We start from the raw sequence: 13,299 nt of genomic DNA on the forward strand, positions 1-13,299 counted from the left end.
TCGTATCAGGAGACAGAAATGTCAGCCTCCCCAGGTTCTCCCGATGCCTCCGGAGCCGGTGCGGTCGCCGAAGACGCGCCGAACCTCGACTTCGCGGGCACCACGCCGTACGAGGACTACGTCCAGGCGGACGTCCTCACCCACCTCCAGCACCTGCGCTCGGACGACCCCGGCGAGATGGTCTTCCTCGTCACCACCCAGGTCATGGAACTGTGGTTCACGGTGATCGTCCACGAGTGGGAGACCGCCGGCCGCGCCCTGCGCGCCGACGACCTGCCCGTCGCCATGGACGCCCTCAAGCGCTCCGTCCGCGAGCTGGAGGCCCTCAACCACTCCTGGCGCCCGCTCGCCCAGCTCACCCCCGCCCAGTTCAACTCCTACCGCGGCGCCCTCGGCGAGGGCTCCGGCTTCCAGTCGGCGATGTACCGGCGCATGGAGTTCCTGCTCGGCGAGAAGTCGGCGTCCATGCTGGTGCCGCACCGCGGCGCCCCCCGCGTCCACGCCGAGCTGGAGAAGGCCCTCCAGGAGCCCAGCCTCTACGACGAGACGCTGCGACTGCTCGCCCGGCGCGGGCTGCCCGTCCCGGCCGAGGTCCTCGACCGTGACCGGGCGCTGCGCTACGAGCCCTCCGCCGAGGTCGAGCGGATCTGGGCCGGGATCTACGCCGACCCCGACCAGAACGCCGAACTCGTGCGCCTCGGCGAGGCCTTGAGCGACGTCGCCGAACTGGTCTGGCGCTGGCGCAACGACCACCTGGTGGCCACCCGGCGTGCCATGGGCGCCAAGACCGGCACCGGCGGCTCGGCGGGCGTGGCCTGGCTGGAGAAGCGCGCGCAGAAGAACGTGTTCCCCGAGCTGTGGACGGCGCGCAGCCATGTCTGAGTCCTTCGAGGAGCGCGCCAGGGCGCTCGACACCGCCGACGAGCTCGGCAAACACCGCGAGAAGTTCGCCCTCGACTCCACCGTCTACCTCGACGGCAACTCGCTGGGCGCGCTGCCCGCGCACGTCCCCGCGCGCATGGCCGACGTCATCGCCCGCGAGTGGGGCGAGCTGCGCATCCGCTCCTGGGACGAGTCCGGCTGGTGGACCGCGCCCGAGCGGATCGGCGACCGGATCGCCCCGCTCGTCGGGGCGGCCGAGGGCCAGATCGTGGTCGGCGACTCGACGAGCGTGAACGTCTTCAAGGCGGTCGTCGCGGGCGCCCGGCTCGCCGCCGAGGGCCGTGACGAGATCCTCGTCGACGCGACGACCTTTCCCACGGACGGGTACATCGCCGAGTCCGCGGCGCGCCTGACCGGTCACCGGATCGTGCCGCTCGACCCCGCCGACATCCCCGGCGCGGCCGGCGACCGCACCGCCCTCGCCCTGGTCAACCACGTCGACTACCGCACCGGCCGGCTCCAGGACCTGCCCGGCATCACCGCCGCGCTCCACGCGGCGGGCGCGCTCGCCGTCTGGGACCTGTGCCACAGCGCGGGCGCGCTGCCGGTCGGCCTGGACGCGCACGGCGTCGACCTGGCGGTCGGCTGCACGTACAAGTACCTCAACGGCGGCCCCGGCGCGCCCGCGTACCTGTACGTCGCCGAGCGGCACCAGGGCCGCTTCGACTCGCCGCTGCCGGGCTGGAACTCGCACGCCGACCCCTTCGGGATGACCCCGGGCTACCGGGCCGCCGAGGGCGCGCTGCGCGGCCGGGTCGGCACCCCCGACATCCTGTCGATGTCCGCCCTGGAGGCGGCCCTCGACGTGTGGGACGGGGTGCGGATCGAGGACGTACGGGCCAAGTCCCTCGCGCTCACGGACTTCTTCCTGGAGTGCGTGCGGGCCTACGCCCCCGAGGGCCGGGTGGTCTCCGTGACCCCCGAGGAGCACACCGCCCGCGGCAGCCAGGTGGCGCTGCGCTGCGCCGAGGCGCCCGCGGTCATGGCGGAGCTGATCCGCCGGGGCGTGGTGGGCGATCTGCGCCGCCCGGACGTCCTGCGGTTCGGCTTCACGCCGCTGTACGTGGGCTTCGCGGACGCGGAGCGGGCGGCGCGGGTGCTCGCCGAGGTCCTCCGCGACATCCCGGCGGAGGCCCCCGTGGCCGCCTCGTCCGCACCGGTGGTCATGCCTCCGGCATAGGTCGGATGATCGCCTGGTCTGTGGGGGCCGTACTCCTGATACGGTCCCCGCAGGTCAGGCCAATCGGCCCTGTCTGAGGAGAGGTTGGAAGCAGCATGCCGGACCCCGCCGCGCGCGATGCCGCCGAAGAAGCATCGGCCTTCTCGCACCCGGCCGTCGCCCCGGACGCCTCCGCCGCGTACGGCGCGCACCCCGACCAGGTGGTCGACTTCTACGCCCCGCGCGACGGACGGCAGAGCGCGCCCCTGGTCGTCGCCCTGCACGGCGGCGCCTGGCGGGCCCCGTACGACCGGCAGCATCTGACTCCTTTCGTGGACTTCCTCGCCCGGCGCGGTTTCGCCGTGGCGAACGTCGAGTACCGGCGCGGCAGCGACATCCCGCGGCAGGGCGGGGCGGCCCCGGTGGCCGGCCGCTGGCCGGAGACCTTCGACGACGTGGCGGCGGCGCTGGACGCCGTGCAGGACCTGGCGGCGCGGCACCTGCCGCAGGCCGACCCGCGCCGGACCGTCCTGACCGGCCACTCCGCGGGCGGGCACCTGGCCCTGTGGGCCGCCGCCCGGCACGTCCTGCCGGCCGGCTCGCCCTGGCGTCTGTCCGCCGCCCCCGCCCTGCGCGGAGTCGTGGCGCTCGCCCCGATCGCCCACTTCGAGCGGTCGGTGGAGCTGGGCGTGTGCGGCGGGGCCGTCACCGAACTCCTGGGCGGAGACGCCCACTTCGAGGCCCGCGCGGCCCACGCGGACCCGGCCCTGCTGCTCCCGACCGGTATCGCCACGACCGTCGTCCAGGGCCGTACCGACGTCGTCGTCCCGGCCGCCGTCGCCGACGCCTACGTGGACGCGGCGGCCAAGGCGGGCGAGACCGTCGGCTTCACCCTGCTGGAGGACGTGGGCCACTTCCCCCTCATCGACCCGGCGGCGGACGCGTGCGCGGTGGTCGCGGAGGAGATCGCCCAGCTCGCCTGGTGACGGGCGGGGGAGCCGCGTAGTCCTCAAGGGGGACCCGCCGGGATCCGTACGCAGCGGGACGACCGCCGGCGCCGCCGCCCGTACGGTGGTCCGCGTGACTTCGACGCGGACCACCGAACCCGACCCGAGCCGCAGCCCCGAGCTCCGCCTGACGCTGAAGGCGCTCGGCGGTCTGCGAGCCGATCTCTTCGACGACGCCTTCGCCTACCGGCCGCTGCCACGGATGGACACCTCGCGCGGCCCGCTCCGGTTCCTGCCGGAGCGGATACGCGACGAGCTCGGCGTGCTGCCGCACCTCGTCGTCGGCTTCACGGCGGTGATCGTCTTCTTCCTCGGCTTCGAGCGGGCCCGGGACTCCATCGGCCCGGTCGTGTTCGTGTACGCCGTCGTGCCGGCCGTGACCGTGCTGGTCACCCTGTTCCGCCCGGTGCTGGCGTTCTGGGCCTCGCTCGCCGCCACCCCGGTCATCGCCTACCTGGGCAGCTACGAGGACGGCTGGCCGTGGGCGCCGAACTCGTTCGCCGCGCAGCTCGTCGTCCTCGTCGTCGTCGCCCTGCGCACCCGGCCGCGCACCGCGGGCTGGATGTGGCTGGTCACCGCCGGGTACGCGGTCTTCGTCTCGCTCTTCCTCAACGGCCCGAGCTTCGACAACGACGCCGTGCCGCTGCTCTTCACCTCCGGCGTCTGCCTGCTGCTCGTCACGACCTCCCAGGTCCGCCGCCAGGCCGCCCGCGAGGTCACCGCCCAGCAGTCCGTGACCGCCGTCGAGCGGTCGAAGCGGACGCTCCTGGAGGAGCGCACGACGATCGCCCGTGAGCTGCACGACGTCGTCGCCCACCACATGTCGGTGGTCGCCATCCAGGCCGAGGCCGCCCCGTACCGGGTGGAGAACCCGCCGCCGGAGCTGGAGCAGGCCTTCGTCACCATCCGCGAGAACGCCGTCGCCGCCCTCACCGAGCTGCGCCGCATCCTCGGCGTCGTACGGGCCGAGGACTACGAGGCGCCGGACGCCCCGCAGCCGACCCTGGCCGACCTGGACGGCCTGGTCGCCAACGTGCGCGAGGCCGGGCTGGAGGTGGAGATCACGGTGACGGGCGCGGTGCGCGAACTGCCGCAGGGCGTGGAGCTGTCCGCGTACCGGATCGTGCAGGAGGCCCTGTCGAACGTGCTGCGGCACGCGCCGGGCGCCGCCGCCCGCGTCGAGGTGAGCCACGTCCTGGGCGGCCTCGGCCTGCGCATCGTGAACGGGGCCGCGCGGGGCCTGGTGAAGCCCTCGCCCGGCGCCGGCCACGGCATCACCGGAATGCGCGAGCGGGTCGCCATGCTCGGCGGCGAGATGACCGCCGAGGCCACCGCCGACGGCGGCTACGAGGTGGCCGTCTTCGTTCCCGTCGCCGCCGGCCGTGAGGAGCCCCAGCCGTGATCCGCGTACTGATCGTCGACGACCAGATGATGGTCCGCGAGGGCTTCTCGGTGCTCCTCGGCGCCATGCCGGACATCGAGGTCGTCGGCGAGGCGGTCAACGGCCGGGAGGCCGTCGCGCAGGTCGCCGCGCTCCGGCCGGACGTGGTCCTCATGGACATCCGCATGCCGGAGCTGAACGGCATCGACGCGACCCGCGAGATCGTCGCGGCGAACGCCGACGCCAAGGTGCTCGTGCTGACCACCTTCGACCTGGACGAGTACGTGTACCAGGCGCTGCGCGCCGGGGCCTCCGGCTTCCTGCTCAAGGACGCCTCGGCCCGGCAGCTGGCGGAGGGCGTCCGGGTGGTCGCGGCGGGCGAGGCGCTGCTCGCGCCGACCGTCACCAAGCGGCTGATCACCGAGTTCGCCCGGTCGGCCGCGAGCTCGCCGCGGCCGTCGGCGACCGCGCAGGTCGGGGAGCTGACCGAGCGCGAGACGGAGGTCCTCGTCCTCATCGCGCAGGGCCTGTCGAACGCCGAGATCGCCGACCACCTCGTCGTCGCCGAGTCCACGATCAAGACGCATGTGAGCCGGATCCTGGTGAAGCTGGGCCTGCGGGACCGGACACAGGCGGCGGTCTTCGCGTACGAGGCGCGCCTGGTGGAGGTCGGCCGGTAGCGTCCGGGCATGGACGCAGCCGACTCCGTAGACGCCGCTTTCGACCCCTGGTCGCCCGGGTTCGTCGCCGACCCGTATCCCGCGTACGAACGCCTGCGCGCCGCCGGTCGCGCCCACTGGTACGCGCCCACCCGCCAGTGGCTGATCCCGCACCACGAGGACGTGTCGGCGCTGCTGCGGGACCGGCGCCTGGGCCGTACCTACACGCACCGCTTCAGCCACGAGGAGTTCGGGCGGGAGGCGCCGGACGCCGCCCACGAGCCCTTCCACACCCTCAACGACCACGGTCTGCTCGATCTGGAGGGCGCCGACCACGCCCGGATCCGGCGTCTGGTGTCGAAGGCGTTCACGCCGCGGACGGTGGAGAACCTGGCGCCGACGGTGCGACGGCTCGCGGCGGAGCTGGTCGGGGGGCTGGTCGCGAACGGCGGCGGCGATCTGCTCGCCACGGTCGCCGAACCGCTTCCCGTCGCGGTGATCGCCGAGATGCTGGGCGTCCCGGAGGACGCGGAGGAGCGGGGCCGGCTGCGGCCGTGGTCGGCGGACATCTGCGGGATGTTCGAGCTGAACCCGTCGGAGGAGACGGCCCGCCGCGCGGTCCGGGCGTCGATCGAATTCTCCGACTACCTCAGGGAGTTGATGGCCCGTCGGCGGAAGGATCCGGGGGACGATCTGATCTCGGGGCTGCTGGGCGTGGCGGAGCTGACCGAGCAGGAGACGATCTCCACCTGTGTGCTGCTGCTCAACGCCGGGCACGAGGCGACCGTGAACACCACGGTCAACGGCTGGTGGACACTGTTCCGGCACGGGGTCCGGCCGGATCCCGATCCGGAGAAGTTGTCCACAGCTGTGGAAGAACTTCTGCGCTACGACACCCCGCTCCAGATGTTCGAGCGCTGGGTCCTCGACGACATCGAGCTCGGCGACGTCGTCATCCCGCGCGGCGCCGAGGTCGCCCTGCTCTTCGGCTCCGCCAACCGGGACCCCGCCCGCTTCGGCCCCACCGCCGACGCCCTCGACCTCGAACGGGCCGACAACCCGCACGTCACCTTCGGCGCCGGCATCCACTACTGCCTCGGCGCCCCGCTCGCCCGCCTCGAACTCGGCGCCGTCTTCGCCGAGTTGCTCCGCCAGGCCCCCGGACTCCGGCTCGTCGCCGAGCCGGAGTGGAAGCCGGGGTACGTGATCCGGGGCCTGCGGGAGCTGCTGGTGGAGGTGTGAGGCCGGGGCTCAGCTCAGCATGTCGCGGCGGCGCAGCCCGGCCAGACCGGCCGTGACCAGGGCGGCGGCGAGGGCCGTGAGGACGAGGACCGGGGTCCAGGCCATCTCCTGGCCGGGGAGCTTGGGCAGGTGCCCGAAGGGCGAGAGGTCCAGGACCGCCTGCGGCAGGTCGAGCGCCGGACCGATCCAGCCGAGGGCCAGGCACACCCCCGCCACGCCCCAGGCGCCCACGGCCGCCTTCGGGAAAGCGCCCCACAGCAGGACCGCGAGGCCCGCGAGGGTCCACACCGCGGGCAGCTGGGCGAGCGAGGCGCCCAGGACCGGTCCGAGGTCCTTGCCGTACGAGACGTAGAGGCCGAAGCCGCTGAGCAGCATGATCAGCGCCGAGCCGGCGAACGCGACCAGCAGGTGCCCGGCCGCCCAGCGGAGCCGGCCGACGGGGGCGGCCAGGAGGGGTTCGGCGCGCTGCGAGGTCTCCTCGCCGTGCAGGCGGAGCACCGAGCCGACCGCGAACAGGGCGGCGACCATGCCGAAGAGGCCGACCATGGTGGCGAGGAAGGCGTCGGTGAGGGCGCCCCGGCCGCCCATCCGCTCGAAGATCTGCCGGGCCTGCTCGTTGTCGCCGACGATGTCGGCCGCGCCCTCGACCATCCCGCCGAAGACGAGCCCGCCGAGCAGGAAGCCCAGCGACCAGCCGAGCAGGGTGCCCCGCTGGAGCCGCAGGGCGAGGGCGCCCGCGGTCGCGAGCCGGCCGGTGGCCGGGCCGGGCCGGGTGGGCAGGAAGCTCATGCCGACGTCCCGGCGGGCGGTGAGGACGTACGCGGCACCCGTCTGCGCCGCGACCGCGGCGGCCGGCAGGAGCAGCACCCACCAGCGCTCGCCGGCGAAGGCGCGGACGTTCTCGGCCCAGCCGACGGGGGAGAGCCAGGTGAGGACGCTGCCGCCGTCCGCCGTTCCGGCGTCGCCGGCCGCCCGGAGGGTGAAGGCCAGGCCGAGGAGGCCGGCCGTCAGGCCCTTCGCGAGCCGGGCGCTCTCGGTGAGCTGGGCGACGATCGCGGCCAGGGTCGCGAAGACCATGCCGGTGCCGCCGATCGCGAGGCCGAGCGCGAGCGCCCCGGCCGCGCCCTGTCCGGCGAGACCGGCGGTGACGATCAGGGCGACGAGGGTGTTGGCGGTGAGCGCGGCGAGGAGGGCGGCGGTCAGCGGGGCCCGGCGGCCCACCGCTCCGGCGGACAGAATCTCCTGACGGCCCGTCTCCTCCTCCTCGCGGGTGTGCCGGACCACGATGATCAGGCTCATGACGGCGGCGAGGACGGCGGCGAAGGTGCCGAACCGCCAGGCGACGAGGCCGCCCAGGGAGTCGTCGAAGACCGGGCCGTAGAGCGAGCGCATCGAGCTGTTGGCGGTCATGGAGGCGGCGAGCTCGGCGCGTTGGGCGGCCGTGCCGTAGAGGCCCTCCAGGGAGCCGGCGCCACTGGCGACCATGCCGCCGGTGACCAGGGCCCAGACCGGCAGCATCAGCCGGTCGCGGCGCAGGGCGAGCCGGGTGAGGGAGCCGGTCCCGGTCAGGCTGACCGTACTCATCGGGCGTTCGCCTCCTCGTCCGCGTAGTGGCGGAGGAAGAGCTCCTCCAGGGTGGGCGGGGTGCTGGTGAGGCTGCGGACGCCGGTCTCGGTGAGCGAGCGGAGGACCGCGTCGAGCTTGTCGGTGTCGACCTGGAGCCGCACCCGCCGGCCGGTCACCTCCAGGTCGTGGACGCCGGGCAGCCGGGCGAGTCCGTTGGGCGGGCCGGCGAGTTCGGCGGCGACGCTGGTGCGGGTGAGGTGGCGCAGTTCGGCGAGCGAACCGGACTCGACCGTACGGCCCTTGCGGATGATGCTGACCCGGTCGCAGAGGGTCTCGACCTCGCTGAGGATGTGGCTGGACAGCAGCACGGTGGTGCCGCGGTCGCGGGCCTCCTCGACGCAGTCCTGAAAGACCTCCTCCATCAGCGGGTCGAGACCGCTGGTCGGCTCGTCGAGGACGAGCAGGTCGACGTCGGAGGCGAAGGCGGCGACGAGGGCGACCTTCTGCCGGTTGCCCTTGGAGTAGGTCCGGCCCTTCTTGGTGGGGTCGAGCTCGAAGCGCTCGATCAGCCGGGCGCGGCGGGCGGTGTCGAGTCCGCCGCGCAGGCGCCCGTAGAGGTCGATGACCTCGCCGCCGGAGAGGTTGCGCCACAGGGTGACGTCGCCGGGGACGTAGGCGATCCGCCGGTGCAGTGCGACGGCGTCGGTCCAGGGGTCCCGGCCGAGCAGCCGGGCGGCGCCGGAGTCGGCGCGCAGGAGTCCGAGGAGGACCCGGATGGTGGTGGACTTCCCGGCGCCGTTGGGACCGAGGAAGCCGTGGACCTCGCCCGCCTCGACGGCGAGGTCGAGGTCGTCCAGCGCCTGGGTGCGGCCGAACGCCTTGCGGAGCCCGGCGATGCTGATTGCCTTCGTCATGCTTCAGAACGTACGCTACTTTCACAAAGTTGTGAACCTGAGGAAGTTGAGGAAATTAAGGAAGCGTATAAAGTCGAGGGATGAGCGAGATGACGACGACCGGTGAGGACAGGGGCGGCGACGCCGCGGACGAGGCGGTCTCCCGTTTCGTGGAGCGCTTCGCCGCCGAGATGACCGCGGCGGGCATGCAGCGCATGGCGAGCCGCGTCTTCGCGGCGCTGCTCGCCTCGGAGACGGCCTCCATGACCTCGGCCGAACTCGCCGAACAGCTGCGGATCAGCCCCGCCGCCGTCTCGGGCGCGATCCGCTACCTCACCCAGGTCGGCATGGTCAGCCGGGAGCGCGACCCCGGCACCCGCCGCGAGCGCTACGTGCTCCACAACGAGCTCTGGTACGAGACCTTCACCCGCCGCGACCAGGTCCTCACCCGCTGGGAGAAGGTGCTCAACGACGGCACCGAACTCCTCGGCGCCGACACCCCCGGCGGCCGCCGCACCGCCGAGACGGCCGAGTTCTTCGCCTTCCTGCACGGCGAGATGGCCGGGATCATGGACCGCTGGCGGACCCGCAAGGCGGCCCGGGACGACGACAGGGCCTAGGAGGCCTGGGCGCGCGCCGCGACCCCGCCGTCGGCCTTCCGGCGGCGCCGCCGCAGCTCGTCCGCGCCGCCGGCGAGCCCGACGAACAGCGTGACCCCGCCGAGCACCTCCAGCGCCCGGGTCTCGACGAAGACGCGCGTGCCCTCCCCGTCGGCGTTGTAGAGGTCGCCCTGCCACGGCCCGTACGAGACGACGTGGCCGGTCTCCCGGACCTCGTCCTCCTCGCCGAACGGGCGCCGCGGGTGCCACGCGCACCGGTACGGCCCCGTCCGCCGGACCCCGTCGAACGGGTCCGTCCACGAGACCGTGCAGCTGCCGTCGGGCAGCCGCGCCTCCACGGTGACCTCGACCCGCGGATCGTCGGCCACGGACGACTCGCACAGCACCGCGAACCCGAGGACGACCCCGCCCACCGCCACGACCCACCGCCACACGCCACGGCGCGGCGGGGTGGGGGCGGGGAGGGGGAGGGCGTCGGTGGCGGGCCGGGCGGGGTCGATGGGGGAGGCGGGGGCGTCGGTGGCGGGCCGGGCGGTGTCGGCGGGGGAGGCGGGGGTGTCGGCGAGCGGCTGGGCGGGGCCGGCAAGGGTGGGAGCGTGAGCGGCGGGCTCGACAGGATCGGCGGGGGCGTCGGCGGCGGGCCGGGCGGGGCCTGCGGCGGCGTCGGCGGGGGGCTGGGCCGGGCCGGCGGTGGCAGTGGCGGTGGTGGTGGCGTCGGCGGCCGGCGGCTTCTCGGTCGGCTGGGACGCCCAGGACGCCGTCGCGCGCCGGATCAGGGCCTCCCGGGCGCTTCCGCGCACCGGCTGCGCCCGGAGCAGGTCGCCGCCGCCGGGCCGGGTCAGGGCCCCGCCGGCCTCCGGGTTGCCGCACCACCACATCTCGCCGTGGGCGTCGGGCCGCACGAGGTGACGACGCCACGGGACCGTCCGTACGGTCAGGGGCCAGGTCTCGGCCGAGGCGGGGTCGCGGACGACCACGGCCGTGGAGCCCGGCACGCGCACGGCGCGCAGGGGCGTCCACGGGCGGGACGTCAGGGCGTCCTCCATGCAGCGGGCCCCAGCCAGGGAACCGAAGCCGATCATGGCGGCGACCAGGCCGAACGCCAGCAGGACGGGGCCTCCGAACCCGACGGGGTGGCCCAGGACGAGCGGGGCGACGGTCCCTCCGGCGCCTCCCACGGCCGCCAGCGTCCCGCAGACGGCCCAACCGCGGGCCCGCTCCCGGTAGCGCGTCAGCGCCTGCTCCGTGTCCGCCGTGCACAGCGCGGCCACGCCGCCGGTCCCACCCATACGAACTCCCCCCGAGCCCACACTCCGGCGGCCGAGCCTATGCGGTGTCCGCCGGGGCGGGCGCGGGAATTGTCAGGCCCCAGGCCCCCGGCCGTACCGTCCAGGTCCGGCGCCGGACCGGGCCCGAGACCGTGCTGTCGGCGCGGTAGCGGAAGTCCGGGCCCGTGACGGTCAGGGTGCGGGCGGTGACCCGGACCGGCGGGGCGCCGGCCGGGGCCAGGGACAGGGCGGCCGCGCCGCCCAGGGCGCGGACCGTGAGGCCCTCCACGGGGGTGTCGACGTCACAGAGCAGCACCCCGTCCGCCTCGACCCGCAGCCGGTGGGTGCGCTCCGCGAGGGCCGTCGGGGCCGGCCGGACCAGGGTGCGCACCAGGGAGCGGCAGGTGTCCCAGACGGTGGGCGGCGCGGGGACGAGACTGCGGGAGGCGGGGACGTCGAGTCGGTCGAGGACGACGCCGTCGCTGTCGTCGACGAGCAGGTCGAGCCGGCGCACCACGCCGTCGAGGACGGCCCGGGCGGCGGCGACCGTGCCGGGCGGCACGCCGAGCGCGTGGGCGGTCCGCAGCCGGTCGGGGGCGCCGATGGGCACGAGCGCCAGCACCCCGCCCGCGAACGGTCCGCCGAGGCCTGGCCCGCCGATGCCCGGCCCGCCGATGCCGGGTCCGCCGATGCCCGGCCCGCCGATGCCGGGTCCGCCGAGGCCCGGCCCGCCGATGCCGGGTCCGCTGATGCCGGCCCCGGCGGCGCCGGCGCCGACCGCCCCGCCGACGCCCGCCGCGGTGACGCCCGCCCCGCCCATGACCGCCCGTCCGGCAGCGGCCTCGCGGTGCAGCAGGGTCACGGTGCGCAGCAGCGCGCGGTCGTCGCCGAGGACGACGGGGCGCCGGGAGCCGCGCCGGGACAGGGCGCGGGAGAATTCCTCCGGACTGTCGGGCAGGCAGATCTTCGCTGCCGCGCCCGCTGACAGCACATCTTTCGCGATCCGTACGGACTCGCCGTCCATTCGGCGGGCGACCGGGTCGACGATGACCAGCAGCTGGTCGTGATCCGACACCTCGGTCCTTCCTCGGGTAGTCTCTTTGTGCAAGAGCCCCTTGCGCTATTGCGCCAGGGGCTTCGTCTATTCCGGGGCACACCGGTGAGGCGGCGTCGGCCCCCTGACCTTGGACATGCCCCGCCCGGAAGGGGTGTACGCCTGTGCCCGCACTTGTGCTGCTCGGTGCTCAGTGGGGTGACGAGGGCAAGGGAAAGGCCACCGACCTGCTCGGTGGTTCCGTTGACTACGTGGTGCGTTACCAGGGCGGCAACAATGCCGGCCACACGGTCGTCGTAGGCGACCAGAAGTACGCACTGCACCTGCTCCCTTCCGGAATCCTCTCGCCGGGGTGTACCCCGGTCATCGGAAACGGCGTCGTCGTCGACCCGGCGGTCCTGCTCTCCGAGCTGAGCGGGCTGAACGAGCGCGGCGTCGACACCTCGAAGCTCCTGATCAGCGGCAACGCCCATCTGATCACGCCGTACAACGTCACCCTCGACAAGGTGACGGAACGGTTCCTCGGTAAGCGCAAGATCGGCACCACCGGCCGCGGCATCGGCCCGACCTACGCCGACAAGATCAACCGCGTCGGCATCCGGGTCCAGGACCTGTACGACGAGTCGATCCTCGCCCAGAAGGTCGAGGCGGCGCTGGAGGGCAAGAACCAGCTGCTCGCCAAGCTCTACAACCGCCGTGCCATCGACGCCGCGCAGATCGTCGAGGAGATGCTCCAGTACGCGGAGCAGATCAAGCCGTACGTCGCCGACACCACGCTGATCCTGAACAAGGCGCTCGACGACGACAAGGTCGTGCTCTTCGAGGGCGGCCAGGGCACCCTGCTCGACGTCGACCACGGCACGTACCCCTTCGTCACCTCCTCGAACCCGACCGCCGGCGGTGCCTGCACCGGCGCCGGCGTGGGCCCGACGAAGATCAGCCGGGTCATCGGCATCCTCAAGGCGTACACGACCCGGGTCGGCGCCGGCCCGTTCCCGACCGAGCTGTTCGACGAGGACGGCGAGGCGCTGCGCCGCATCGGCGGCGAGCGCGGTGTCACCACCGGCCGTGACCGCCGCTGTGGCTGGTTCGACGCGGTCATCGCCCGCTACGCCACCCGCGTGAACGGCCTGACCGACTTCTTCCTGACCAAGCTCGACGTGCTGACCGGCTGGGAGCAGATCCCGGTGTGCGTCGCCTACGAGATCGACGGCAAGCGCGTCGAGGAGCTGCCCTACTCGCAGACGGACTTCCACCACGCGAAGCCGGTCTACGAGATGCTCCCGGGCTGGTCCGAGGACATCACCAAGGCCAAGACCTTCGGCGACCTGCCGAAGAACGCCCAGGCCTACGTGAAGGCCCTGGAGGAGATGTCCGGCGCCCCGATCTCCGCGATCGGCGTCGGCCCCGGCCGCACCGAGACGATCGAGATCAACTCCTTCCTGTAGGAGACGACCACGTCGTGCCCGCCCGTTCCGCGGGGCGGAGCGGGCGGGCACGACACCGCG

The 13,299-nt window shown here is 73.9% G+C and carries 12 protein-coding genes; 8 read left to right on the plus strand and 4 right to left on the minus strand.

What is annotated here, in order from left to right; genetic code table 11:
• The first annotated feature begins 18 nt into the window (after positions 1-18).
• From ACIGXE_RS11650 to ACIGXE_RS11675, 6 genes are all read left to right on the plus strand, one after another.
• Positions 19-882, plus strand: a complete 864-nt coding sequence (locus ACIGXE_RS11650) for a tryptophan 2,3-dioxygenase (RefSeq protein WP_399745964.1) — start codon at positions 19-21, stop codon at positions 880-882.
• A complete protein-coding gene (gene kynU, locus ACIGXE_RS11655; RefSeq protein ID WP_399745966.1) occupies positions 875-2,122 on the plus strand; it encodes a kynureninase in 1,248 nt (415 codons plus the stop codon). Before ACIGXE_RS11650 ends, kynU begins: the two co-directional genes overlap by 8 nt.
• Before the next feature lie 95 nt (positions 2,123-2,217).
• A complete protein-coding gene (locus ACIGXE_RS11660; RefSeq protein ID WP_399745968.1) occupies positions 2,218-3,087 on the plus strand; it encodes an alpha/beta hydrolase in 870 nt (289 codons plus the stop codon).
• An 85-nt stretch (positions 3,088-3,172) separates the two neighbouring features.
• Entirely contained in the window at positions 3,173-4,510 is a 1,338-nt protein-coding gene (locus tag ACIGXE_RS11665; protein WP_399745970.1) for a sensor histidine kinase, read from the plus strand.
• Entirely contained in the window at positions 4,507-5,169 is a 663-nt protein-coding gene (locus ACIGXE_RS11670) for a response regulator (RefSeq protein WP_399745971.1), read from the plus strand. Before ACIGXE_RS11665 ends, ACIGXE_RS11670 begins: the two co-directional genes overlap by 4 nt.
• A 9-nt stretch (positions 5,170-5,178) precedes the next feature.
• A complete protein-coding gene (locus tag ACIGXE_RS11675) occupies positions 5,179-6,390 on the plus strand; it encodes a cytochrome P450 (RefSeq protein WP_399745973.1) in 1,212 nt (403 codons plus the stop codon).
• A 9-nt stretch (positions 6,391-6,399) separates the two neighbouring features.
• Here the strand turns inward: ACIGXE_RS11675 and ACIGXE_RS11680 are convergent, their stop codons facing one another.
• The gene (locus ACIGXE_RS11680) at positions 6,400-7,974 is read right to left on the minus strand and encodes an ABC transporter permease (protein ID WP_399745975.1); all 1,575 of its coding nucleotides are present in this window, start codon (positions 7,972-7,974) and stop codon (positions 6,400-6,402) included.
• Positions 7,971-8,870: an ATP-binding cassette domain-containing protein gene (locus ACIGXE_RS11685; protein WP_399745977.1), complete on the minus strand. Its 900-nt coding sequence runs from the start codon at positions 8,868-8,870 to the stop codon at positions 7,971-7,973. Before ACIGXE_RS11685 ends, ACIGXE_RS11680 begins: the two co-directional genes overlap by 4 nt.
• A gap of 80 nt (positions 8,871-8,950) precedes the next feature.
• Here ACIGXE_RS11685 and ACIGXE_RS11690 point away from each other — a divergent pair, with 80 nt between their 5' ends.
• Positions 8,951-9,469, plus strand: a complete 519-nt coding sequence (locus ACIGXE_RS11690; RefSeq protein WP_399745979.1) for a GbsR/MarR family transcriptional regulator — start codon at positions 8,951-8,953, stop codon at positions 9,467-9,469.
• Here ACIGXE_RS11690 and ACIGXE_RS11695 read toward each other — a convergent pair.
• A complete protein-coding gene (locus ACIGXE_RS11695; RefSeq protein WP_399745981.1) occupies positions 9,466-10,758 on the minus strand; it encodes a hypothetical protein in 1,293 nt (430 codons plus the stop codon). The genes ACIGXE_RS11690 and ACIGXE_RS11695 overlap by 4 nt on opposite strands.
• A 37-nt stretch (positions 10,759-10,795) precedes the next feature.
• Positions 10,796-11,761, minus strand: coding sequence for a diacylglycerol kinase (locus tag ACIGXE_RS11700; protein ID WP_399746357.1), 966 nt, complete (start codon positions 11,759-11,761; stop codon positions 10,796-10,798).
• A 194-nt stretch (positions 11,762-11,955) separates the two neighbouring features.
• Between ACIGXE_RS11700 and ACIGXE_RS11705 the strand changes: the two genes are divergently transcribed.
• Complete coding sequence (locus ACIGXE_RS11705) at positions 11,956-13,239, plus strand: adenylosuccinate synthase (RefSeq protein ID WP_399745983.1); 1,284 nt, start codon at positions 11,956-11,958, stop codon at positions 13,237-13,239.
• Positions 13,240-13,299 lie beyond the last annotated feature (60 nt).

The sequence above is a fragment of the Streptomyces sp. NPDC053431 genome (genome assembly GCF_044544925.1).
In the GTDB taxonomy this organism is placed as follows: Bacteria; Actinomycetota; Actinomycetes; order Streptomycetales; family Streptomycetaceae; genus Streptomyces.

What these genes read in the sequence shown, in the direction of transcription:
- ACIGXE_RS11650 (WP_399745964.1), top strand. Translation starts at nt 19, where the DNA reads ATGTCAGCCTCCCCAGGTTCTCCCGATGCCTCCGGAGCCGGTGCGGTC.
- kynU (WP_399745966.1), top strand. Translation starts at nt 875, where the DNA reads ATGTCTGAGTCCTTCGAGGAGCGCGCCAGGGCGCTCGACACCGCCGAC.
- ACIGXE_RS11660 (WP_399745968.1), top strand. Translation starts at nt 2,218, where the DNA reads ATGCCGGACCCCGCCGCGCGCGATGCCGCCGAAGAAGCATCGGCCTTC.
- ACIGXE_RS11675 (WP_399745973.1), top strand. Translation starts at nt 5,179, where the DNA reads ATGGACGCAGCCGACTCCGTAGACGCCGCTTTCGACCCCTGGTCGCCC.
- ACIGXE_RS11680 (WP_399745975.1), bottom strand. Translation starts at nt 7,974, where the DNA reads ATGAGTACGGTCAGCCTGACCGGGACCGGCTCCCTCACCCGGCTCGCC.
- ACIGXE_RS11685 (WP_399745977.1), bottom strand. Translation starts at nt 8,870, where the DNA reads ATGACGAAGGCAATCAGCATCGCCGGGCTCCGCAAGGCGTTCGGCCGC.
- ACIGXE_RS11690 (WP_399745979.1), top strand. Translation starts at nt 8,951, where the DNA reads ATGAGCGAGATGACGACGACCGGTGAGGACAGGGGCGGCGACGCCGCG.
- ACIGXE_RS11695 (WP_399745981.1), bottom strand. Translation starts at nt 10,758, where the DNA reads ATGGGTGGGACCGGCGGCGTGGCCGCGCTGTGCACGGCGGACACGGAG.
- ACIGXE_RS11700 (WP_399746357.1), bottom strand. Translation starts at nt 11,761, where the DNA reads ATGGACGGCGAGTCCGTACGGATCGCGAAAGATGTGCTGTCAGCGGGC.